The organism is Erythrobacter sp. NFXS35, from assembly GCF_040148725.1.
Classification (GTDB): Bacteria; Pseudomonadota; Alphaproteobacteria; order Sphingomonadales; family Sphingomonadaceae; genus Erythrobacter.
The window spans coordinates 146829-166749 of sequence record NZ_JAGDEB010000001.1 but is presented as its reverse complement, the minus strand read 5'-3'; the positions used below and the strand labels follow the sequence as shown (position 1 = coordinate 166749).

26 protein-coding genes and 1 tRNA gene are annotated in these 19921 nt (G+C 63.2%); 6 read left to right on the top strand and 21 right to left on the bottom strand.

Annotated features, from left to right (window positions below; genetic code table 11):
• Positions 1 to 6 precede the first annotated feature (6 nt).
• The 13 genes from J3454_RS00865 to J3454_RS00805 form a co-directional block, all read right to left on the bottom strand.
• Positions 7 to 2274: a S9 family peptidase gene (locus J3454_RS00865; protein WP_349511871.1), complete on the bottom strand. Its 2268-nt coding sequence runs from the start codon at positions 2272 to 2274 to the stop codon at positions 7 to 9.
• Between the two features lie 185 nt (positions 2275 to 2459).
• Positions 2460 to 2828, bottom strand: coding sequence for a 50S ribosomal protein L19 (gene rplS, locus J3454_RS00860; protein ID WP_296716178.1), 369 nt, complete (start codon positions 2826 to 2828; stop codon positions 2460 to 2462).
• A complete protein-coding gene (trmD, locus tag J3454_RS00855) occupies positions 2825 to 3568 on the bottom strand; it encodes a tRNA (guanosine(37)-N1)-methyltransferase TrmD (protein WP_349511870.1) in 744 nt (247 codons plus the stop codon). Before trmD ends, rplS begins: the two co-directional genes overlap by 4 nt.
• Complete coding sequence (locus J3454_RS00850) at positions 3565 to 3987, bottom strand: hypothetical protein (protein ID WP_349511869.1); 423 nt, start codon at positions 3985 to 3987, stop codon at positions 3565 to 3567. The genes trmD and J3454_RS00850 overlap by 4 nt, the downstream gene beginning before the upstream one ends.
• Positions 3980 to 4249 (bottom strand): carbon-nitrogen hydrolase family protein, encoded by a 270-nt coding sequence (locus tag J3454_RS00845; RefSeq protein WP_349511868.1) that lies wholly within the window; start codon positions 4247 to 4249, stop codon positions 3980 to 3982. Before J3454_RS00845 ends, J3454_RS00850 begins: the two co-directional genes overlap by 8 nt.
• A gap of 22 nt (positions 4250 to 4271) precedes the next feature.
• Positions 4272 to 5096: a TIGR04222 domain-containing membrane protein gene (locus J3454_RS00840; protein ID WP_349511867.1), complete on the bottom strand. Its 825-nt coding sequence runs from the start codon at positions 5094 to 5096 to the stop codon at positions 4272 to 4274.
• Positions 5096 to 5647, bottom strand: a complete 552-nt coding sequence (locus J3454_RS00835) for a glycine-rich domain-containing protein (protein WP_349511866.1) — start codon at positions 5645 to 5647, stop codon at positions 5096 to 5098. Before J3454_RS00835 ends, J3454_RS00840 begins: the two co-directional genes overlap by 1 nt.
• A gap of 8 nt (positions 5648 to 5655) precedes the next feature.
• A complete protein-coding gene (locus J3454_RS00830; protein WP_349511865.1) occupies positions 5656 to 5976 on the bottom strand; it encodes a hypothetical protein in 321 nt (106 codons plus the stop codon).
• Positions 5977 to 5981: 5 nt separating this feature from the next.
• Positions 5982 to 6482, bottom strand: coding sequence for a ribosome maturation factor RimM (gene rimM / locus J3454_RS00825; RefSeq protein WP_349511864.1), 501 nt, complete (start codon positions 6480 to 6482; stop codon positions 5982 to 5984).
• Positions 6483 to 6490: 8 nt separating this feature from the next.
• Complete coding sequence (rpsP, locus tag J3454_RS00820) at positions 6491 to 7027, bottom strand: 30S ribosomal protein S16 (RefSeq protein ID WP_349511863.1); 537 nt, start codon at positions 7025 to 7027, stop codon at positions 6491 to 6493.
• Positions 7028 to 7089: 62 nt separating this feature from the next.
• The gene (gene ffh, locus J3454_RS00815) at positions 7090 to 8559 is read right to left on the bottom strand and encodes a signal recognition particle protein (RefSeq protein WP_349511862.1); all 1470 of its coding nucleotides are present in this window, start codon (positions 8557 to 8559) and stop codon (positions 7090 to 7092) included.
• A gap of 129 nt (positions 8560 to 8688) precedes the next feature.
• A tRNA-Ala gene (locus tag J3454_RS00810) sits at positions 8689 to 8764 on the bottom strand.
• A 234-nt stretch (positions 8765 to 8998) separates the two neighbouring features.
• Positions 8999 to 9337 (bottom strand): TIGR02300 family protein, encoded by a 339-nt coding sequence (locus J3454_RS00805; RefSeq protein ID WP_349511861.1) that lies wholly within the window; start codon positions 9335 to 9337, stop codon positions 8999 to 9001.
• Positions 9338 to 9536: 199 nt separating this feature from the next.
• Between J3454_RS00805 and aroA the strand changes: the two genes are divergently transcribed.
• The 6 genes from aroA to J3454_RS00775 all read left to right on the top strand — a co-directional run bounded on the left by aroA (position 9537) and on the right by J3454_RS00775 (position 15719).
• Positions 9537 to 10856 (top strand): 3-phosphoshikimate 1-carboxyvinyltransferase, encoded by a 1320-nt coding sequence (gene aroA, locus J3454_RS00800; protein WP_349511860.1) that lies wholly within the window; start codon positions 9537 to 9539, stop codon positions 10854 to 10856.
• Positions 10853 to 11137, top strand: a complete 285-nt coding sequence (locus J3454_RS00795; protein ID WP_349511859.1) for a CBU_0592 family membrane protein — start codon at positions 10853 to 10855, stop codon at positions 11135 to 11137. Before aroA ends, J3454_RS00795 begins: the two co-directional genes overlap by 4 nt.
• Positions 11134 to 11760: a (d)CMP kinase gene (gene cmk, locus J3454_RS00790; protein ID WP_349511858.1), complete on the top strand. Its 627-nt coding sequence runs from the start codon at positions 11134 to 11136 to the stop codon at positions 11758 to 11760. Before J3454_RS00795 ends, cmk begins: the two co-directional genes overlap by 4 nt.
• Before the next feature lie 395 nt (positions 11761 to 12155).
• Positions 12156 to 13862, top strand: coding sequence for a 30S ribosomal protein S1 (gene rpsA, locus J3454_RS00785; protein ID WP_349511857.1), 1707 nt, complete (start codon positions 12156 to 12158; stop codon positions 13860 to 13862).
• A 119-nt stretch (positions 13863 to 13981) separates the two neighbouring features.
• Positions 13982 to 14737 carry a hydroxyacylglutathione hydrolase gene (gloB, locus tag J3454_RS00780; protein ID WP_349513115.1) on the top strand — a complete coding sequence of 252 codons (756 nt, stop codon included), beginning with the start codon at positions 13982 to 13984 and terminating at the stop codon, positions 14735 to 14737.
• 4 nt (positions 14738 to 14741) lie between these two features.
• Entirely contained in the window at positions 14742 to 15719 is a 978-nt protein-coding gene (locus J3454_RS00775; protein WP_349511856.1) for an NADPH:quinone oxidoreductase family protein, read from the top strand.
• On the opposite strand, the gene J3454_RS00770 is transcribed toward J3454_RS00775, so the two are convergent.
• From J3454_RS00770 to J3454_RS00735, 8 genes are all read right to left on the bottom strand, one after another.
• Positions 15707 to 16315, bottom strand: coding sequence for a flavodoxin family protein (locus J3454_RS00770; protein WP_349511855.1), 609 nt, complete (start codon positions 16313 to 16315; stop codon positions 15707 to 15709). The genes J3454_RS00775 and J3454_RS00770 overlap by 13 nt on opposite strands.
• Before the next feature lie 149 nt (positions 16316 to 16464).
• A complete protein-coding gene (locus tag J3454_RS00765; protein ID WP_349511854.1) occupies positions 16465 to 16995 on the bottom strand; it encodes a F0F1 ATP synthase subunit B family protein in 531 nt (176 codons plus the stop codon).
• Complete coding sequence (locus J3454_RS00760) at positions 16988 to 17482, bottom strand: F0F1 ATP synthase subunit B family protein (RefSeq protein ID WP_349511853.1); 495 nt, start codon at positions 17480 to 17482, stop codon at positions 16988 to 16990. The genes J3454_RS00765 and J3454_RS00760 overlap by 8 nt, the downstream gene beginning before the upstream one ends.
• An 87-nt stretch (positions 17483 to 17569) precedes the next feature.
• Positions 17570 to 17794, bottom strand: a complete 225-nt coding sequence (locus J3454_RS00755) for a F0F1 ATP synthase subunit C (RefSeq protein WP_296716147.1) — start codon at positions 17792 to 17794, stop codon at positions 17570 to 17572.
• A gap of 64 nt (positions 17795 to 17858) precedes the next feature.
• Positions 17859 to 18620: a F0F1 ATP synthase subunit A gene (locus J3454_RS00750; RefSeq protein WP_296717070.1), complete on the bottom strand. Its 762-nt coding sequence runs from the start codon at positions 18618 to 18620 to the stop codon at positions 17859 to 17861.
• Positions 18621 to 18721: 101 nt separating this feature from the next.
• Entirely contained in the window at positions 18722 to 19069 is a 348-nt protein-coding gene (locus J3454_RS00745; RefSeq protein ID WP_349511852.1) for an AtpZ/AtpI family protein, read from the bottom strand.
• Positions 19070 to 19298: 229 nt separating this feature from the next.
• Complete coding sequence (locus tag J3454_RS00740; protein WP_349511851.1) at positions 19299 to 19679, bottom strand: YdbL family probable chaperone protein; 381 nt, start codon at positions 19677 to 19679, stop codon at positions 19299 to 19301.
• Positions 19680 to 19705: 26 nt separating this feature from the next.
• Positions 19706 to 19909: a YnbE family lipoprotein gene (locus J3454_RS00735; RefSeq protein ID WP_349511850.1), complete on the bottom strand. Its 204-nt coding sequence runs from the start codon at positions 19907 to 19909 to the stop codon at positions 19706 to 19708.
• Positions 19910 to 19921 lie beyond the last annotated feature (12 nt).

Here is a 19921-nt window from a genome sequence, read left to right as displayed (position 1 = left end):
GCAGACCTATTCGCTCGCTGCCTGCTCTTGGGGCGATGTCACGCCATGAGCGTTCAGAAAGCGGAAAATGCTGTTCCAGACGTGCGGGCCGATATTTTCGCCCGACACGCGGTGGGTATAGCCGGGGTAGAGCATCATCTCGAACGGAGTGTTGCTTTCCTGAAGCACGCTGATCAGTTCCGACGAATTTTCGAACACCACGTTATCATCCGCCATGCCGTGAATCAGCAGCAGCGGATCGCTGATCTTGGTGGCATCGGGGATGGCGCTCGCTTTCTCATAGGCTTCGGGCACCTCGCGCGGATCGCCCATAAAGCGTTCGGTATAGTGGGTATCGTAAAGTTCCCAGCGCGTGACCGGCGCGCCGGAAATACCCGCAGCGTAGAGGCCCGGATCGGCTTCAAGCTGCTTCAGCGTCATGTAGCCGCCATAGGACCAGCCATAGATCGCGATCTTGTCGGCATCGACGAAATCGAGGTTTTTCAGGAACGAGGCTCCAGCCTTCTGGTCGCGCACTTCAACGCCGCCCATGGCGCGGTAGATCGGCTGTTCGAAATCGACGCCGCGGTTGGCGGCGCCGCGGTTGTCGAGCACGAAGTAAATGTAGCCTTTATCGACAATCGACTGCGCGAGTGCCCCGCCCCAGCCTTTGGTCACCATCTGCGGCCCCGGTCCGCCATAATGGCTGAAGAACACCGGGTAACGCTTGCCCGGCTCCATCGCGGGCTTGAGCATCATCCAGTGCAGCGGCGTGCCGTCCTCGGCAGCAATCGTGCCGTATTCGGGCATGGTGTGGCCGGCGAGGAACGGCGCATAAGGGTGGTCGCCCGCTACGGCGTTCTCCTCAATCCACGCCACCCGCTCGCCATCCGGCGCGGCGAGAAAAGATTGCGGCGGCTGATCGGGCGCAGAGCGGGTGACGTAAAGCAGCCGTCCCTTGCCGTCCATGCTCGCTGCATTGGTGTAGGCCGGATCGGTGAGCAGTTCCGGGTCGCCGCTTCCATCCAGCTTCGCACGGTAAATCTGCTGGGTCAGCATATCCGAAGTTGCTTGGTAGGTGAATGTGCCTGCGTCTTCGTCCACCCCGACCAGCGTGGTCGTCGGGGAAGCGCCGCTGGTAAGCTGCAACCATCGCCCATCGACAAAGTGATAGAAATGGCCGTAGCCGTCACGCTCCGACCACCACAGCAAGCTGCCGTCAGCAAGAAACCGGTAATTGTCGGACAGATTGATCCAGTAATCGGGTCGTGCGGCGTTCTCGGTGAACAGGATCGTACTCGCGCCGGTGGTGGGATCGACTCTGAGCATATCGATGCGGGTTTGTGCGCGGTCCTGCCGCTGGACATAGATTGCGCTGCCATCCGGCGCCCAGTCCACTCGCGCGACATAGATATCCAGATCGAGGCCGAGATCGACCTTTACGCTGTTCGCGCCATCCGGATCCATCACGAACAACTCGACCACCGCATTATCGGTACCCGCCGCAGGATAACGCTGGTCGAACACCTTTGTCCCCGTGGCCCCGATAGCGGCGCGGGTGACGATGCCGACACTGGCCTCGTCGGTCCGCTGAACGACAATGCGGCTGTCATCGGGCGACCACCAATAGCCCTGTAGCCGCGCCATTTCTTCCTGCGCGACGAATTCGGCCTCGCCCCAGCGGATCGTGTCGGCTTCCCCGTCCGGGGTGACGGGCTGCGCCCCATCTTCAACGGCACCGCCGACCGGTCCGACCCACAGCCGCCGGTCGCGCACGAAGCTGACATAGCCGCCCTTGGATGAAAGTTTGGGATTGAGTTCGGTGCCTTCAGTGTCGGTCAACCGCGTGACCGTCCCATCAAGCGTCGCCAAATAGAGATCGCCGTCCAATGGCACCAGAACGCCGCTACCGTCGCTCGCCCACTGGTAGCTGATGATACCCTTCAGACTGCCGACGCGCGCGCGTTCGCGCTGCATCTTCTCGTCTTCGGAGAGTTCCCGGCCCGAGCCCAGGGCCAACGAATCCACCAGCATCCGCCATTCGCGGGTGTCGATGTCGTAGCCCCACAGATCGTACCGCTCGCGATCCTCGGCGCGGTTGCGCAGCAGGGTGAGAAAGCGGCCATCGGGCGACAGCTTGACCTGCCGCGGTGCCGGGCCATCGAGCCCGGGGCTGGCGAATACGCGTTCGAAGCTGAGCTTAGGGGCAGCCTCAGTCATGACATCCTCCGCCAACGAGGGGACTGACAGGCAGGTGGAGAGACCCATTGCAACCGCAGCAAGAAACAAACGCATCCAAAGCTCACCTCGTCATTGCGAGCCGCCGAAAGGCGGCGCGGCAATCCAGCATCTGAACCATGACGTTCTGGATTGCTTCGTCACTTCCGCTCCTCGCAACGACGAGAAGGAATGGCAAGAGGCGCAAACGCAAAAGGGCGGCCCCGCAGGACCGCCCTTCGCGAATTGCTGGCTGGCAAGCCTTACGCCTTGGGAGCGAAATCGCGGCGCTCTGCGATACGTGCGCTCTTGCCGGTGCGGCCGCGCAGGTAATAGAGCTTCGCACGACGCACCACGCCGCGGCGGACCACGGTGATGCTTTCGACGATCGGCGAGTAGAGCGGGAAAACGCGCTCGACGCCTTCGCCGAAGCTCATTTTGCGCACGGTGAAGTTGCTGCCCATGCCGCGGTTCGAACGGGCGATCACGACGCCTTCGTAGTTCTGAACACGCTCACGGTTGCCTTCCTTCACCTTCACGCCGACGCGGACGGTATCGCCCGCGCGGAATTCGGGAATGTCCTTGCCGGACTTGGCGATTTCTTCGGCTTCGATTTGCTGGATCAGGTTCACTGGTCCGGTTCCTTGTCTTTTCGCCGCGCGCCAGAGGCAGGTTGGACCCGAGCGCCCTCATAGCGCTCCCACAAGTCCGGCCTGCGTGACCGTGTATCCTCCTCGCTCCTTGCCTTGCGCCAAGCAGCGATTTTCGCATGATCCCCCGATCGCAGCACTTCGGGGATCGTGCGCCCTTCCCATTGCTGAGGTCGGGTGTAGTGCGGGTATTCGATGAGGCTTTGTTCAAAGCTCTCGTCATCCCCGCTGGAAGCCGCGCCCATTACGCCGGGAAGCAGCCGAATGCAAGCGTCAAGGATAGTGAGCGCGGCCATCTCGCCGCCGGACAGGACGATGTCGGCGAGGGAGACCTGTTCGATCTCCGGACGGGCCTCGAACAGGCGTTCATCGAAGCCTTCGAACCGCCCGCACAGGATGATGACGCCGGGGCCTTGCGCGAGTTCGCGGATGCGCGCTTGCGTGATGGGTTTCCCGCGCGGTGTCATGGCAAGAATGGGGCGACCAGCGGAAGGCGCGCTGTCCAAAGCCTGCGCCAGCACATCGCACTTCAGCACCATCCCCGCCCCGCCGCCTGCGGGAGTATCATCGACGGTGCGGTGCTTGTCGGTGGCAAAGTCGCGGATCTGCAATGTCTCGCAGGCCCACTTGCCCTCGGCCATGGCGCGGCCCGCAAGTGACACGCCGAGCGGCCCGGGGAACATCTCGGGATAGAGCGTGAGGATGGTGGCGCTGAAGGTCATTTGCTCTCAGAACTCGCCGTTGACCGAGATTTGAGAAACCAGCAATTGACGTGCACAGCGCCAATGGAAGTCGCATACAGCGCAACAATCAGAGGAAACTCGAAAAGCCAGCGGGCTCCGGACGAAAGATGAGAAATGGCTTGATCAAGCCCCGAATCTGAAATCAACGAAAACAAATAAAATGCCAACAAAACTGTCGGTGGCAAAAGCGCTTCAACAGCCAGCGACTTGGGACGGACTTTCTGGTATTTGCGCGATGAAACAACGACCATCCCGAATGTCCACATGAGCATCGGTGCCGCGAGAAAAACCCACAAGATCAGAAATAGAACAAGATCGAATTGAGGGTCCGAATATCCCCCCGGTGGTGGGGGCATGTTACAGGGATTGAAATCCGTATAGGTGCAGCTTTCACGCATTGTGCCACTTCACCCCAGCTTTTACCCGCGTCTCAACCGTCAGCTCGAAAACATCCGGCCGCGCATAATGCCCGTCAGTATCGAGGCTGGTCAGGCCAGCGCCCACTTCGCCGAGATCGAGTTCCGCCAGCAGCGTCTCCTCCCCTTCACCCGCCTGCGCGATCACGCGGGTGTCGGGCGCAGCGATCAGGGAGTCACCTTTGTTGAGCACGTGCGCAGGGATCGGCGCGGCTTGATTAAAGGCGACAGGAATCTTTGTCATACCCGCCGCTTACGCCGGGATTTCAGCCCCCGCAACCGCCGCAACCGCCGCCGCAGCCCGAGCCCCCGTCTCCATCGCTACTGCTGTCGCCGCTTCCCCCGCCGTCGCTTCCCGATTGCCGCATTGCGTGAACCGGTTGCCACGGCGTGCCGATCAACACGCCGGTTCCGAACAGCGCGACCGCCAGCATCGCTTCGTCGGTACGCGGCGCAAGCCGCAGGCGTTCGGATTGATCGCGCATCGCGTAGAAAGTGTCGATCCCGCCCTGGGTTCGCCGGTCGAGCTTCGCGATGCGGATCACGGCCGCCACTGCCGTCACCGCCAGCAGCGCCACCAGACCCTCGGTCGGCTCGCCGACGGCACTGCCTGCACGTTGGCGGTACAGACCGAGCACGAACAGCACCCCAAGCGGAGCACCGGCGAGCCAGCGCAGGCGGGCGAGTTCCACCGTCGAGACCAGCAGTCGCTGCCGCCGAAGCCGTGCGGTGAGCCGATCGATATGCGGTGAGAGCGCCGCGCGGGTCTTCTTCATGTCGAAACTTCCGGGCAGCGACAGCACCGCCTTGCCCGCAGCGGTTGCCGGAATGGTGCTGTCAATGACCGACAGTTTGCCGCTACCGGCCTCAGCCAGCGCGCCGCGAGCGAACAGATCGGCGACTACCGAATCGGCCATGCGCTCCGGCCCGCCAGCCAACATCGCGGCGTCCTCCGCATCGAGCGAGTTGGACCGCCGCCCTTCAGGACGCAGGCTGATCGGCATCCACAACGAAGCCAGCACGCCCATCGCCAGCATCATCGCGTAAAACAACAGGAAATCGCCGCCCGTCCATGACGAGAACAGCTGCATCACATTATCCTTCCCGCAAGCCAGCCCACCATCAGGAGAGTCAGACCCAGCGCCAGCGCGACCCGGCGTTTCAGGAAGATACCATCGAAGAAGTTAACGCGTACACCCCGCGGATCCACGGAGAAGCGGCGCTCTGCCGGGGGCCAGATGGCACCCGGTGGTGGTTCGCGGAAAGCGGCTTCGTAAGCGGCCAGCGTTTCGGCATATTGGCGATAGTAGCGCGCGCGTTCGGCCGCGCCGCCCGCAGTCGGGCCGTGATGCAGCGGCACGCCGAGCACTTCGGGACAGAACCGCTCCCAGTAGTCGCGCGAATAGGTGAGATGCAGATGCCACGCCTGATCCACCGCGTCGGAGGGCGTGACCGGATGCCCGGCGGTGACCGCCAGATAGCAGAAGCGCCTGTACTCACCGATCACCCGATCGGCATGCGCGAGGCTCCAGCGGTTCTCACGGGCGAGGCGCGCGGCGAAGGTCAGCGATGCGCCGGGCGGGCCGATCTCATGGGCCGCGATGCGGTGCCAGAGTTCATTCTCCTCGGCCCGCACCGCCACCGGCAAGGCTACTCGAAAACCCGAGGATCGAACTGCGTCAGCCGGTCGAGCCGCCGGGTGGCGAAATGGGCAACCGGCCAGCCGATTGCGCAGAACAGGAAGGCCAGCAGGAACAAGACCACCCCCAATTCAGACCATGAGAAACCCTCTGATAGGACTGCGGCAAACACGGGCAAAGCCAGCGTCATCGGACCGCTAAACGCAGCCGCAACGATCCGTGCCGAACTGCCCGATCCGCCAAGAACGAAGCGAGCCACCAACACAGCCCCGAGCGTGACCATGATGAGAAGGAGGACGAACAGGACGAACGCGAGGAGACCGATAAGCATGCGGCTTAATCTTCGGCGAAAGCGCTCGCAATCACAAGCCGGTGTTCGTCCCACTCCAGCACCGCGGCGGGGATCATCGGCACCATGAAGGTCTTCGGCCCCTTTTCGGGCACCGGATCGCGGGTGATTTCAATGATGTCGGTCGCGCCGAAGTTCTCGATGGCGAGCACGCTGCCGACCGGCTCACCGGCGTCGGTGACCACTGGCAGACCGAGCAGATCGGCGTGATAATATTCGCCTTCGGCCAACGGCGGCAAGGCTTCCCGCGGTACGGTCAGCACAGTGCTGCGCAGGCGCTCTGCATCGGCGCGACTGGTGCTTTCAGCAAAGCGAGCGACCGCCCCGCCCTTCCCGTCGTCGCGGATTTTCAGCAGCGTGAGCGCGCCGTCATTGAAGCTCTTGTGGCAGGATAGCCCCGCGACGCTTTCGCCGAACAGCTTCAGACGCACCTCGCCCGCCACCCCATGTGCGCCGGCGATGGCGGCGAGGGTGACGGGCTTGTTCATTCCTGCGATCAGCCTTCGGTCTTTTCTTCGGCTGCAGGCTCGTCAGCAGCCGGGGCTTCTTCAGCGGCAGGCGCTTCTTCAGCGGCAGGCGCTTCTTCAGCAGCAGCTTCCTCGGCGGGAGCTTCTTCAGCCGGAGCTTCTTCAGCGGCAGGCGCTGCGGCAGCGGCCTTGGCTTCTTCTTCAGCGGTGCGAGCAGCTTCTTCGGCTTCGGCGACCTTGGCCGCACGCTCTTCAGCTCGCTCCTTGGCCTTCTCGCCCGGCTCGCCCTTCTTGGGGTTGCTGCGCGCCGCGCGCTCCATCACGCCGGCGGTATCGAGGAAGCGGGCAACGCGGTCGGTCGGCTGCGCGCCGACGCCGAGCCAGTAACGGGCGCGGTCTTCGCTCAGCTTCACACGCTCGGCGCTGTCCTTGGCGAGCAGCGGGTTATAGGTGCCGATCTGTTCGAGGTACTTGCCGTCGCGCGGGCTGCGGGTGTCGGCCACGACGATACGATAATAAGGACGCTTCTTGGCACCGCCGCGCGAAAGCCGGATGGAGATGGACATTTGATGTTACCTTTCGATTGGAATTGATTGAATTCGTTGAGCTTTAATTATTGAACTGAAATCTATTTCTTGCCGCGCGGAGGGCCGCCGAGACCTGGCAAACCGCCCATCGGGCCGCCCATACCGCCGGGGCCGCCCAGACCGGGAAGGCCGCCTGCGCCGCCGCCGAGCCCGCCAGGACCACCCATTCCGCCGCCGCCGAACATGGCGGCAAGGCCTTTCATGCCGCCCATCTTCTTGATCTGCTTCATGGCGCGGGCCATTTCCTGATGCATCTTCAGCAGCTTGTTGACGGTCTGCACATCGGTGCCGCTACCTGCCGCAACGCGTTTCTTGCGCTTCGCGTTCATCAGGTCGGGATTGGAGCGTTCCTTCGGGGTCATCGAGGAGATCACCGCTTCGAGATGCACCAGCACCTTGTCGTCCATGCCCGAAGACGCCATCGCGGCCTTGGCCTTCTTCATGCCCGGCATCATGCCAGCGAGCATCCCCAGCCCGCCCATCTGCCGCATCTGGCGCAGCTGCATGGCAAGGTCGTCGAGATCGAACTTGCCCTTCTCCATGTTGCGGGCAAGCTTTTCGGCGTCTTCTTCCTTAATCGTCGCAGCCGCGCGCTCGACCAGGCTGACGACGTCGCCCATGCCGAGAATACGGTCGGCGACCGATCCGGGGCGGAACACTTCGATCGCGTCGAGCTTTTCGCCGGTGCCTGCAAACTTGATCGGCTTGCCGGTGACCGCACGCATCGAAAGCGCCGCGCCGCCGCGCGCATCGCCGTCCATGCGGGTCAGCACCACGCCGGTCAGCGGCACTTCGCCCGAGAAGCTCTGCGCAACGTTGACCGCGTCCTGACCGGTGAGTGAATCGACCACCAGCAGCACTTCGCCCGGCGTCGAAACCCCGGCGACTGCCTTCATCTCGGCCATCAGCGCATCATCGACATGCAGGCGGCCCGCGGTGTCGAGCAGCAACACGTCGTAATTCTGCAAGCGCGCCGCTTCCATCGCGCGCCGCGCAATGTCTACCGGCTGCTGGCCCTGCACGATCGGCAGGGTCGCCACATCGACCTGCGTGCCCAGCACCGCAAGCTGCTCCTGCGCTGCCGGACGGTTCACGTCGAGCGAGGCCATCAGCGCCTTCTTGCCATGACGTTCGCGGATCAGCTTGGCGAGTTTGGCGGTGGTGGTGGTCTTGCCCGAGCCCTGCAGGCCGACCATCATGATCACGACCGGCGGCTTGGCATCGAGGTTCAGCCCCTCGGTCTCCATCCCGCCGAGCGTCGCCACGAGCTCGTCATGGACGATCTTGATGACCTGCTGGCCGGGCGTGACCGACTTGAGCACGTCCTGACCGACAGCCTTTTCGGTGACGGCATCGATGAAGCGGCGGGCGACGGGGAGCGCGACATCGGCTTCGAGCAGCGCGATCCGCACTTCGCGCATGGCATCGCGCACGTCCTGTTCGCGCAGCGCGCCGCGGCCCTTGAGCTTGTCAAAGACCCCGCCAAGACGGTCGGACAGAGTGTCAAACATCGCCAACTTCTCCTGCCGGGAACCGTGGACCCCGGAATACGCGAAAAACGCCGGCGGACGAAACCTCGTCAGCCAGCGTTGCGAAAAGGGCCCCCGGGGGGCGAACTCTCCGACTTGGATCAGAATGACTGGTGGAGCCTAGCGGGATCGAACCGCTGACCTCAACACTGCCAGTGTTGCGCTCTCCCAGCTGAGCTAAGGCCCCGAGCCAGTCATCATGCGAGCAAAGCATTGCGCTCTGCTTGCGGGAGGCGGCCATTATAAGGGCCGCCCTCCCATTGCAAGTGTATTTTGATCGATCCGGCGCGATAGTAGCCAAACCGAATGCCGATCGCTGAAACGGTTGCAATGCAACCGCAAGGCTGACCAGCCGCCCGCAGCGACGCGACTTTCAGGTCGCGTGAGCGAGGATTTCGCACGCCGGATGGCGTGCGGAACATCAAGATTCGTCGTCGTCGTCGCCCTTGTTGGTGGCAACGCCGAGATCGTCGTCACCGCCGAGATCGACATCATTATCGGGCGAATCGTCATCGTCGTCGATGTCCTCGATGTCATCGAGATCATCGGCGTCATCGCCGCCCAGATCGGAATCGGCTTCGACGTCCTTCTTCTTCTTTTCTTCCTCGAACGGAATCGGCTGCTTGGACTTCAGCACCGGCTCGGGCGACCAGTTTTCGCCGCATTCGATGCAGGTGACCGGATCTTCCTTGCCGAGATCATAGAACCGCTCCCCGCACTTGGGACAGGTACGCTTGGTACCCCATTCGGGCTTTGCCATCATTGTTCCTCAAAACAGGCCGCCCCACGACAGGGGCAGGCGAAAACTTGTGCACATTCACAGGGGATGTGGCACGGGTGATGTGGTCAGGTTTGTGGGTTCCGGCAAGCCCTTTATCAAGAGCATGATCAGGAGCGTCCCGGCCCGCGCGCGGCGCGCCTTGCCAGAAGCACGGGGCGCTGTCAAAGACCGCCGCCTGATGACCAGCCACACCTTTGCTCACCTTGGCCCCCTGCGCGGTACGATCCGTGTTCCGGGCGACAAGTCGATCAGCCACCGCGCGCTGATGTTCGCGGGCCTCGCCGTGGGGCGAAGCCGGATCACCGGCCTGCTCGAAGGCGAGGACGTGCTGGCGACCGCCGCCGCGATGCGCCAGTTCGGGGCCGATATCATCCGCAGCGATGACGGCACATGGACAGTACACGGCGCGGGGGTCGGCAGCCTGCTGGAGCCGAAGCAGGCGCTCGACATGGGTAATTCGGGCACCTCGACCCGGCTGTTGATGGGCCTTGTCGCCAGCCACGCGATCACCGCGACCTTTGTGGGCGATGCCAGCCTTTCGGGCCGCCCGATGAATCGCGTGATCGCCCCGCTGGCGCAGATGGGCGCGAGCATCGAAGCCTCGCCGGGCGGCACTCTCCCGCTGATGCTGCGCGGCGCTGCGCCGGCTGTCCCGATTGCCTATCGGCTTCCGGTCGCAAGCGCGCAGGTCAAGAGCGCGGTGCTGCTCGCAGGCCTGAACACGCCGGGGATCACCCGCGTGATCGAGCCGGTGCCGACCCGCGATCATACCGAGCGGATGCTGACCGGCTTCGGTGCCAAGCTCGACGTCACGCAGGAAGGCGGAGAGCGAATCATCGCCATTCACGGCGAAGCCGACCTCAAGCCGATGGACGTAACCGTGCCGGGCGATCCTTCTTCGGCGGCGTTCTTCATGGTTGCGGCCAGCATCGTTCCGGGTAGCGACCTGACGATCCGGAATGTCGGCCTCAACCCGACCCGCGCCGGATTACTCGAAGTGCTGCGCCAGATGGGCGCGAATATCACCGAGGTTGACGCGCGCGAAGTCGGCGGCGAACCGGTCGCCGACCTGCGGGTGCGCCATGCAAACCTCACCGGCATTGATATCGACCCGGCCCTCGCGCCCTCGATGATCGACGAATTCCCGGTGCTGTTCGTCGCCGCCGCGCTGGCGAGCGGCACCACCCGCACGACCGGACTGGAGGAACTGCGGGTCAAGGAAAGCGACCGGCTCGCCGCGATGGCCGCTGCGCTTCGATTGGCCGGCGCGCGGGTGGAGGAACATGAAGACGGCCTCACCATCCAAGGCACCGGCGGCGAACCGCTCTCCGGCACGCCCGCAGGCGCGAGCGTTGCCACCCGGCTCGACCACCGCATCGCGATGAGCATGGCCGTGGCGGGCCTCGCGAGCCGTCATGGCGTCAGCGTGGATGATACGGCCCCGATCAATACCAGTTTTCCCACCTTCATGGGCCTGCTCGAAGAGGCCGGGCAATGACCACCGCGCTTGACGCTCCCTTGGATTGGGCCAGCATCGTCGGCCTGTGCGGCACCGCCTGCATCATCGGCGCTTATGCCTATCTGACGCTGGCAAAGCAGACCAACCCCTTCATCCTGCACGGCACTAATCTGGCCGGCGCCGCATTACTGACGGTCTCTTTACTGGTTCACACCAACTGGGCGAGCCTCGTCCTCGAATTCTTCTGGGCCTCCATCGCGGTGTTCGGGATTATCCGGGCGCTTCGCGATCGCCGCCGGAACCGGGAGCAGCGTTCATGATCATCGCCGTCGACGGCCCCACCGCTTCAGGCAAGGGCACCATCGCCAAGGCACTGGCCGCGCATCTCGGGCTGCCGCATCTCGATACCGGTCTGCTTTACCGTGCGGTCGGGCGGCAGGTGCAGCTTGGCGGCGGCGATCCGAACGATCCGGTAGCGGCGCTGGCCGCCTGCGAGTTTGCCGATACGCTGCTGGATGATGATGCCCTGCGTTCAGAGGAAGCCGGCGGGTTCGCCAGCCGAGTCTCGGTACATCCGGCGGTGCGCCGTGCGCTTTACGAACGCCAGCGCGCCTTTGCGCTGCAACCCGGCGGCGCGGTGCTTGACGGGCGCGATATCGGCACCGTCATCGCGCCCGATGCGGATGTGAAGCTGTTCGTGACCGCCAGTGTGCAGGAACGCGCACGCCGCCGGTGGCTCGAAATGACTGGCCGCGAAATCGCCATCCCGCTCGCCGAGATCGAGCAGGACATCGTCCGCCGCGACGCGCGCGACATCAACCGCGCCGATGCCCCCTTGCGCGCCGCGCCCGACGCACTGGTGATCGACACCACCAGCTTCGGCCGCGAACAGGCGATCGAAGCGGTGATCGAAGCCGTGCGCACCCGGTTGGGCACGGCCTGACGGGGCTTTCCTACTCGCCCGCGATGCGGGAAAGTCGCGTTATGATACGCCCGCCTTTTCCTGTCCTGATGCAGCCCATATTGCACCATTTTGGCGGCCACGGGTTTTTGAGTCCTGAACAGTGTCTCATGTGTCTCCTACAGGTCGGCCCGTCTGGTCCGCGCCGCAGGGAGGTAGAGGGGAATATCCTTGCTTTTTGCCCTGTGCTCGACTAGGCGCGCGGCCGTTCTCGCAATCTTTCACGGTTGAAGAACCTTCGCGTTTTCGCATCCGGCGACGCGGAGCACTCGGCCTCTTGCCCTGCAAGCCCGCGCAATGGTGCACGGGAGGCAGTTTAAGACCCCGGAAAAACCGGTGGCCGGTAGCACAACGAACAAACAGGACTGACCTGCAATATGGCAACCCAAATGCCCACCCGCGCCGATTTCGAGGCGATGCTCAACGAACAACTCGGCGGTGCCGGCGACGAAGGTTTCGAAGGCCGCGTCGTCAAGGGAACCGTCACATCGATCGAGAACGGCTTTGCCGTAATCGACGTCGGCCTCAAGAGCGAGGGCCGCATCCCCCTCAAGGAATTTGCCCGCGGCGAAGACGACCACGGCCTGACCGTCGGCGGCGAAGTTGAAGTTTTCGTCGACCGCGTCGAGAACGCCGACGGCGAAGCGATGCTGTCGCGCGACCGCGCCCGCCGTGAAGCTGCGTGGGACAAGCTGGAAAGCGAATTCGGCGAAGGCAAGCGCGTCGAAGGGCGCATCTTCGGCCGGGTCAAGGGCGGCTTCACCGTCGACCTCGATGGCGCCGTTGCGTTCCTGCCCGGTTCGCAGGTCGATATCCGCCCTGTGCGCGATGTCACCCCGCTGATGGATATTCCGCAGCCGTTCCAGATCCTCAAGATGGACCGCCGCCGCGGCAATATCGTCGTCTCGCGCCGCGCCGTGCTCGAAGAAACCCGCGCCGAACAGCGCAGCGAGTTGATCAACGATCTGGCTGAAGGTCAGGTGATCGACGGCGTGGTCAAGAACATCACCGATTACGGTGCGTTCGTCGACCTCGGCGGTATCGACGGCCTGCTGCATGTCACCGACATGAGCTACAAGCGCGTCAACCACCCCAGCGAAGTCATCAATATCGGTGACACCGTGACCGTGCAGATCGTGCGCATCAACGCCGATACGCAGCGCATCAGCCTCGGCATGAAGCAGCTGGAAAGCGATCCATGGGATGGCGTTGCGGCCAAGTATCCGGTCGGCATGAAGCTGGCGGGTCAGGTCACCAACATCACCGAATACGGCGCTTTCGTGGAGCTGGAAGCCGGAATCGAAGGCCTTGTCCACGTTTCGGAAATGAGCTGGACCAAGAAGAACGTCCACCCGGGCAAAATCGTTTCGACCTCGCAGGAAGTCGAAGTCATGGTGCTCGAAGTCGACAGTGACAAGCGCCGGATCAGCCTCGGCCTCAAGCAGGCTCAGGGCAATCCGTGGGACGAGTTCGCCGACAAGCACCCGATCGGTTCGGTCGTCGAAGGCGAAGTCAAGAACGCCACCGAATTCGGCCTGTTCGTGGGCCTCGACGGCGACGTGGACGGCATGGTGCACATGTCGGACATCGCCTGGGGCATCTCGGGCGAGGACGCGCTGGCGCTCCACCGGAAGGGTGAAATGGTCAAGGCGGTCGTGCTCGATGTCGATGTCGACAAGGAGCGCATCAGCCTCGGCATGAAGCAGCTCGAAAAGGGCGCACCTTCGGCTGAAGGCGCCTCGACCGGCGGTGCTCTTCGCAAGAACCAGACCGTTACCGTCACCGTACTCGAAGTGCGCGACGGCGGCCTGGAAGTGCAAGTTGGCGAAGACGGTGCGACCGGCTTCATCAAGCGCGCCGATCTTGGCCGTGACCGTGACGAGCAGCGTCCCGACCGTTTCCAGGTCGGCAGTAAGATCGACGCTATGGTCATCGGTTTCGACCGTTCCAAGAAGCCGAACTTCTCGATCAAGGCGCGTCAGATCGCCGAAGAAAAGGAAGCTGTGGCGCAGTTCGGTTCGTCCGACAGCGGTGCATCGCTGGGCGACATCCTCGGCGCCGCGCTGAAGAAGAAGGAAGACTGATGGCAGTGATCAGCTGCCGCCACGGCGGCTGCTAATCACACGCCGGAATGAAAGGCCCGCCCGCTCACATGAGCAGGCGGGCCTTTTCACATCCAGCCAAGGGGCGTAAGGTCACCGGCATGATCCATGTTCACCAGTTCCCCTGCCTTAGCGACAACTACGGCTACCTGATCCACGATACCGACAGCCACGAAACGGCGGCGATCGATACGCCTGACGGCAAGGAATATCTGCTTCAGGCCGAGCTCAAAGGTTGGAAGATCACTCAGATCTGGAATACCCACTGGCATCCTGATCACGCCGGCGGTAACGCCATCATCCAGGAAGCGAGCGGCTGCACCATCACCGGCCCGGCCGAAGTCCAAGGCAAGTTTCCAGTCGACCGCATCATCGGCCACGGTGACACGGTCACGATCGGTTCGGTAGAAGGGCAAGTCATCGACGTATCGGGCCACACCAACGGCCACATCGCCTTTCATCTGCCGAGCGCGGGCATCGCCTTTGTCGGCGACAGCGTGTTTGCACTGGGCTGCGGACGAATGTTCGAGGGCGAGCCGGGCCAGTTCTGGGACAGCCTCATGCGTATCAAGGCGTTGCCGCCGGAAACAGTACTGTACTGCGCACACGAATACACCGCCGCCAACGCCAAATTCGCACTCCACGCCGATCCCGAAAATGCCGCGCTTCAGGCCTACACGGACGAGATAACGGCGAAACGCGCACGTGATGAATGGACTGTGCCGACCACACTCGAACGCGAGTTGGCGACCAATCCTTTTCTGCGGGCCGACGATCCCGCGATGATGGCACGCTGGGGCGGCAGCGCACCGCATGAGACTTTCGCGGCTTTGAGATCGGCGAAGGATAATTTCTAGGCCGATGCGAGCACTCAGGGTCGAACGTCTTTCGGACGACCTTTCCGGCGTCGTTCTTGCCGACATTGCCGAGCCCGTCCGAGCGCCTGGCGAAGTGCTGGTGCGGATCCGCGCGGCCTCGCTCAACTTTCCCGACATGTTGATGACGCGCGGGGCATACCAGCTCAAACCGGACGTGCCGTTCACAAGCGGCCTCGAACTGGCGGGCGAGGTGCTGGAGGCCGACCCGGGGAGCGGCTTCTCACCCGGTGACAGGGTCATGGGCGGCAACAAGACCGGCGCATTTGCCGAACGGGGCAGCCTTCCGGCCGACAAGCTTTCGCCCATCCCGCGCGGCTTGGATTTCCCCGCTGCCGCCGCAATGGGGGCGGCTTACTCCACCGCCTATACCGGGCTGGTCGAACTGGGCGGATTGCAGGAAGGCCAGTGGGTGCTGGTCCACGGTGCCAGCGGAGGAGTGGGCCTTGCTGCGTGCGATCTTGCCCGCGCACTTGGCGCAAAAGTGATCGCCTCCACCGGAAGCCCCGACAAGATCGATCGGATCGCCGCTCTCGCCCAGCCTGATGCCATTCTGCTGGCAGACGGCCGGTTTCGCGAACAGGTGGCTGAGATCACCGGCGGTGCGCTGGCGGACATAGTGTTCGACCCAGTGGGCGGCGACGTGTTCGACGAATCGACCCGCTGCGTTGCCTTCAGCGGCAAGCTGGTGGTGGTCGGCTTCACGTCCGGACGGATCGCCGAAATTGCCACCAATATCCCTTTGATAAAAGGGTTCAGCATCATCGGACTACGCGCCGGGGAATACGCTCGCCGGTTTCCGGAACGGGGCCAGAAGATACAGCAAGCAATTTCCGCTCTCGCAGAGCAAGAGCGCATCAGCCCGGCTATCGATCGGGTCCTGCCGCTATCCCGCTGGCGCGAAGGCTTCACAGCGATGGCGCGGCGCGAATTGGTGGGTAAAATCGTGTTTCAGCCCGGATAGGGCGCGCCCTTTAGCAGGCCCGCCAGGTGCGCCGCATTGCTGGCGACCATCGATGCGGTCTTGCTGACCTTTTCCGGACGCTGCTTCAGATCCTTGAAATCGGTGCTCCCCATCGCCTCCCCGACCCAGTAGCAGGCGGCAACCGCCGGGATCGTCCATCCGGTGTCGTTGAGCGCCTGGAACAGCTGCGAGGTCGCCCAATGCGCACCGTCTTCGTTGCCGACGATCGCCGCCACCGCAACCTTCCCATAGCTGGGCATACGGCCAGCACCGTCGGTTTCCGACAGGAAAGCGTCCATCCGCTCGAGCACCCGCTTGGCGACAGAGGAGACCTGCCCCAGCCAGATCGGCGTACCGAACACGAGGATATCAGCGGCAAGGATGCGTTCGCGAATCTTCGGCCAGTCGTCGCCCTCGCCTTCGTCCGACGTCACGCCCGGCTTGACGTTGTGATCGGCGATTCGGATCGCATCGGACACGCGCACGTCATGCTCGGCGAAGGCGTTGCGCAAAACGCCGATCATCCCATCGGTCGAACTTTCGCGGCTGTCTGAGGCAGCAAGCGAACAGTTAATGGCACAGGCAGTCAGGGGCACGTCAATCTCCTTTCATCAGGAGCAAGCCGCGCTGAACTTCTTTGTTTCGGCCAGCCGGTTCGACTGCCCTGCCGATGCGACGGGCAGACAATACGAAAAGGGCGGCCCCGCGGGACCGCCCCTTCAGAAGCCGCAAAACCGATGGAAGATCAGAGCGAGCCAATAACCTCATCAGCCAGCTTACGATCGGCTGCGCTGTCGTGACGCTCGGCAATCAACTTGCGCGAAGCGGCGGCGGCGGCGGTAACGGCACGGGACTTCACCTCGGCAATCGCGGCGCGTTCAGCAGCGGCGATCTTGTCTTCAGCCATGCGCTGACGGCGTGCGACCATCACTTCGCTATCGGCCTCAGCCTTGGCGAGAATCGCATCAGCTTCCTCGCGCGCACCCGCCAGCATTGCTTCGGCATCCTTTTCGGACGCAGCGATCTTTGCGGCATACTCGGCCCGCAATGCTTCGGCCTCGGCCCGCAAGGCCTTGGCTTCGTCAAGCTGGGCACGAATATCGGCAATCCGGCTGTCGAGCCCGCCGGTGATCATGCCGGGAACCTTCTTCCAGACGAACACCGCGATCAGCACGCTCATCGCCAGCGCGACCCACTGATACGAATCGAGCCCGAGCGCCGCTGGTTCGGCGTAACCATCCGCGCCGGTTGCGAGCAGGTTGAGAATATCAGCCATGCGCCATCACCTCCTTGACCGCAGCCTGCGCTGCGGCGGGTTCGACATCGGCGCCAGCGATGCGGGCGACGATATCGCGCGCTGCATCGGCGGCAACGTCTTCAATCTCGGCGAGCGCGCTGGCGCGAGCGGCATCAATCCCGGCTTCGGCTTCAGCGAGACGTGTATCGAGACGCCCCTGCGCATCGGCCATTTTCGCCTCGTTCGCCTTGGCCGCTGCACCCTTGGCTTCCGCAACCAGGGCTTGCGCAGCGGCGCGATTCTCGTTCTCGCGCTTGCGCCAGGCTTCTTCCTCGCTGTCGGCAGCGTCGCGCGCAGCCTGTGCTGCGGCGAGGTCACCGGCGATCTGCTGGTCGCGCAGTTCGACTGTGCCCATGATCTTGGGGACCATGCCCATCCCTACGACGAGGAAGGTCAGGCCGAAGAACACCAGTAGCCAGAACACCTGGCTTGAAAGCGTGTCAGCAATTTGAACGATCTGAGGCATTATCGACCTTTGCTAGCGCAAACTATGTGACGGGGAGGCCGGGTGCGGGCAAAATCGCGCGCCGCCCGGCCACTCCATGCACCGATATTAGCCGAAGATCAGCAGAACGGCGATCACGAAGGCCAGCAGGCCGAGCAGTTCGGCAGCCGCGAAGCCGATGAACAGGCGGCCCTGCTGCGCGTCGGCAGCACCGGGATTGCGCAGCGCGCCTTCGAGGAACGAAGCAAACACGTTGCCCACGCCGAGCGCGGCCAGACCAGCGCCAATCGCCGCGAGACCGGCACCCAGAAGAGCTGCAGCTTGTGCGTCCATGGTATTAAACTCCTTGAAGAAATCTTGTTGTTGGTGAGGGTTTTGAAGAACGCGAAAAGCGTCCCTAGTGAAGGTTTTCCGCGTCGTTGATGTACAACGAGGTCAGCAGCGCGAACACATAAGCCTGAATGCCGGCAACCAGAATTTCGAGCGCGCTGATTGCGACCATCAGGATAAAGCTGGGGACGCCGACTGCAACGCCGAGGCCCATGCCTGCGCCGCCGCCGGCGATGACGAAGCTCGCCAGCACCTTGAGCAGCACGTGGCCGGCCATCATCGCCACGAACAAACGCAGCGCAAGGCTGAACGGACGTACCATGAAGGACACGAACTCGATCGGAGCGATGAAGATCGCCATGACCAGCGGTGTGTCTTTCGGCACGAACAGCGAGAAGAAGTGCAAGCCATGCTTGGCGAAGCCGACCACCAGCACGATGGCAAAGCTCATCAGCGCCAGCACACCGGTGACGGTGAAGTGGCTGGTGAAAGTGAATGCGTGCACCCCGGGGATCAGACCGACCGGCACGAGGCCGAGCAGGTTCCCGAACAGGATGAACATGAACAGCGTGAAGATGTAAGGAACATACTTGCGCCCGGCCTTGCCGACATTGGCTTCGAGCAGATCGTCGATAAAGCCGGTCATGCTCTCGACAGCCATCTGCCAGCGGCCCGGCACCACCTGACGCTGCATACCGCCAGCGACGAATGCCGTCACCAGAACAGCGGTCACCGCCATCCACAGCGCGGAGTTGGTGAATGCGATGTTCAACCCGTCAGCCAGTTGCCAGTTCGAGCCGAACAGAGGCTCGATGGTGAACTGCTTCATCGGATCGACCTTGCCTTCTTCGGCTGCCACGATCTGTCGGTCCTCAAATGTTTCACATGAAACACGCCCCAAATCGAGCGAAAGTCAGGTGAAAGGCGGCATTAATCCGCCCTATCCTGCCCTTCATTCGGCTCTGCGGGACGTGGTTTCGCCGCAAGAATGATGCTTCTGAAGGCCGAAGCCGTTCCGAGGAACAGTCCGGTCAACAGACCCCAGGGCGCGATCCCGGCCAGCGCATCCACCGCAAAGCCGATCACCAGACCACCGATAATCCCGCCGAGAAGACTGGCCAGTGCACGATTGCCGCTGCGGTAATTCGCATCGGTTCCCTGCACCTGCGACCGGTTGCGTTGCTCTTCACGCTCGCGTGCGACCTTCAGCCGCGCTTCGAGCGCGTCAATCCGCGCATCCTCGACGATGGGTTCTCGGGCGGGTTTCTGGTCGCTCATGCCGGTCTCCTGAAAACGGAAGGACGAGACACGTGCAACCAGGTGCCCGCCGAGGGCGCCGCCCCCTTAGAAGGGGGGCACATGGGTGTCAACATTAGGGAGTGTTTGTTTGGCGTCTTGTTTGCGCACATGACTGCGCAGATGTCCTCGGTCTTTGCGCGCCCGCCTGCGCGCACCGGGCGCGCTAGCTCAAGGATATCGCACCCGCGAACGCGACGTGCGCGCAAAGTCAGGGACAACGCGCGTCCCGTGTCGGCGGCGCGCTGGTGCGGGTCTGCCAGCCGCCGTCGGGCGCGCGGTATTTTTCGCCCGGGGTGGTGCGTGCGATCGCCTGGCACCCGGCACTCAACGCGTAAGCTTCAATCGTCGCCTTGTTTTCCTTGGCTTTTTCCGAATAAACCGCTTTCCGCTTGATATTAATGTTGTCGACCACCCGCTGCAACGCAGGATCAGCCGGGCCGACAATGCCGATATAGCCGTCGGGCTGCTCACCCACCTTGCCTGCGGCACGCGCGGCGGCGTATGCGGGATCGCGGTCCGCCATCGCCGGGCTTGCCACCATGCTCAGCATCGCGGCGGCGGCCAGTCCGCCAAAAGTCAATCTGCGCATCGTCTTTCCTCCTCGTCGCCGGGTCATCAGAAGATGTCCGCGTTCTCGTCAATCGTGTTGGCCGCGTCCTCGGCGAGCCGATAGATCACTTCCTGCCGGATGTTGACGTTCAACTCGATCACGATCGGTTCGTCCGGGGCGGCAATATTGATGCAGCCGCCCAGACCTGCCGAAAGGATCGCCGCTGCCGCCATCGTTGCTCCGGCCGTCGCGTGTCCTCGCCGTACCATCCTCGCCTGCCC

What these genes read in the sequence shown, in the direction of transcription:
- rpsA (WP_349511857.1), top strand. Translation starts at nt 12,156, where the DNA reads ATGGCAACCCAAATGCCCACCCGCGCCGATTTCGAGGCGATGCTCAAC.
- J3454_RS00760 (WP_349511853.1), bottom strand. Translation starts at nt 17,482, where the DNA reads ATGCCTCAGATCGTTCAAATTGCTGACACGCTTTCAAGCCAGGTGTTC.
- ffh (WP_349511862.1), bottom strand. Translation starts at nt 8,559, where the DNA reads ATGTTTGACACTCTGTCCGACCGTCTTGGCGGGGTCTTTGACAAGCTC.
- J3454_RS00830 (WP_349511865.1), bottom strand. Translation starts at nt 5,976, where the DNA reads ATGCTTATCGGTCTCCTCGCGTTCGTCCTGTTCGTCCTCCTTCTCATC.
- J3454_RS00775 (WP_349511856.1), top strand. Translation starts at nt 14,742, where the DNA reads ATGCGAGCACTCAGGGTCGAACGTCTTTCGGACGACCTTTCCGGCGTC.
- J3454_RS00805 (WP_349511861.1), bottom strand. Translation starts at nt 9,337, where the DNA reads ATGGCAAAGCCCGAATGGGGTACCAAGCGTACCTGTCCCAAGTGCGGG.
- rpsP (WP_349511863.1), bottom strand. Translation starts at nt 7,027, where the DNA reads ATGTCCATCTCCATCCGGCTTTCGCGCGGCGGTGCCAAGAAGCGTCCT.
- J3454_RS00765 (WP_349511854.1), bottom strand. Translation starts at nt 16,995, where the DNA reads ATGGCTGATATTCTCAACCTGCTCGCAACCGGCGCGGATGGTTACGCC.
- cmk (WP_349511858.1), top strand. Translation starts at nt 11,134, where the DNA reads ATGATCATCGCCGTCGACGGCCCCACCGCTTCAGGCAAGGGCACCATC.
- J3454_RS00865 (WP_349511871.1), bottom strand. Translation starts at nt 2,274, where the DNA reads ATGCGTTTGTTTCTTGCTGCGGTTGCAATGGGTCTCTCCACCTGCCTG.
- J3454_RS00735 (WP_349511850.1), bottom strand. Translation starts at nt 19,909, where the DNA reads ATGGTACGGCGAGGACACGCGACGGCCGGAGCAACGATGGCGGCAGCG.
- J3454_RS00845 (WP_349511868.1), bottom strand. Translation starts at nt 4,249, where the DNA reads ATGACAAAGATTCCTGTCGCCTTTAATCAAGCCGCGCCGATCCCTGCG.
- rimM (WP_349511864.1), bottom strand. Translation starts at nt 6,482, where the DNA reads ATGAACAAGCCCGTCACCCTCGCCGCCATCGCCGGCGCACATGGGGTG.
- aroA (WP_349511860.1), top strand. Translation starts at nt 9,537, where the DNA reads ATGACCAGCCACACCTTTGCTCACCTTGGCCCCCTGCGCGGTACGATC.
- J3454_RS00795 (WP_349511859.1), top strand. Translation starts at nt 10,853, where the DNA reads ATGACCACCGCGCTTGACGCTCCCTTGGATTGGGCCAGCATCGTCGGC.
- gloB (WP_349513115.1), top strand. Translation starts at nt 13,982, where the DNA reads ATGATCCATGTTCACCAGTTCCCCTGCCTTAGCGACAACTACGGCTAC.
- J3454_RS00750 (WP_296717070.1), bottom strand. Translation starts at nt 18,620, where the DNA reads ATGAAGCAGTTCACCATCGAGCCTCTGTTCGGCTCGAACTGGCAACTG.
- J3454_RS00740 (WP_349511851.1), bottom strand. Translation starts at nt 19,679, where the DNA reads ATGCGCAGATTGACTTTTGGCGGACTGGCCGCCGCCGCGATGCTGAGC.
- J3454_RS00755 (WP_296716147.1), bottom strand. Translation starts at nt 17,794, where the DNA reads ATGGACGCACAAGCTGCAGCTCTTCTGGGTGCCGGTCTCGCGGCGATT.
- J3454_RS00840 (WP_349511867.1), bottom strand. Translation starts at nt 5,096, where the DNA reads ATGCAGCTGTTCTCGTCATGGACGGGCGGCGATTTCCTGTTGTTTTAC.
- J3454_RS00745 (WP_349511852.1), bottom strand. Translation starts at nt 19,069, where the DNA reads ATGAGCGACCAGAAACCCGCCCGAGAACCCATCGTCGAGGATGCGCGG.
- J3454_RS00850 (WP_349511869.1), bottom strand. Translation starts at nt 3,987, where the DNA reads ATGCGTGAAAGCTGCACCTATACGGATTTCAATCCCTGTAACATGCCC.
- trmD (WP_349511870.1), bottom strand. Translation starts at nt 3,568, where the DNA reads ATGACCTTCAGCGCCACCATCCTCACGCTCTATCCCGAGATGTTCCCC.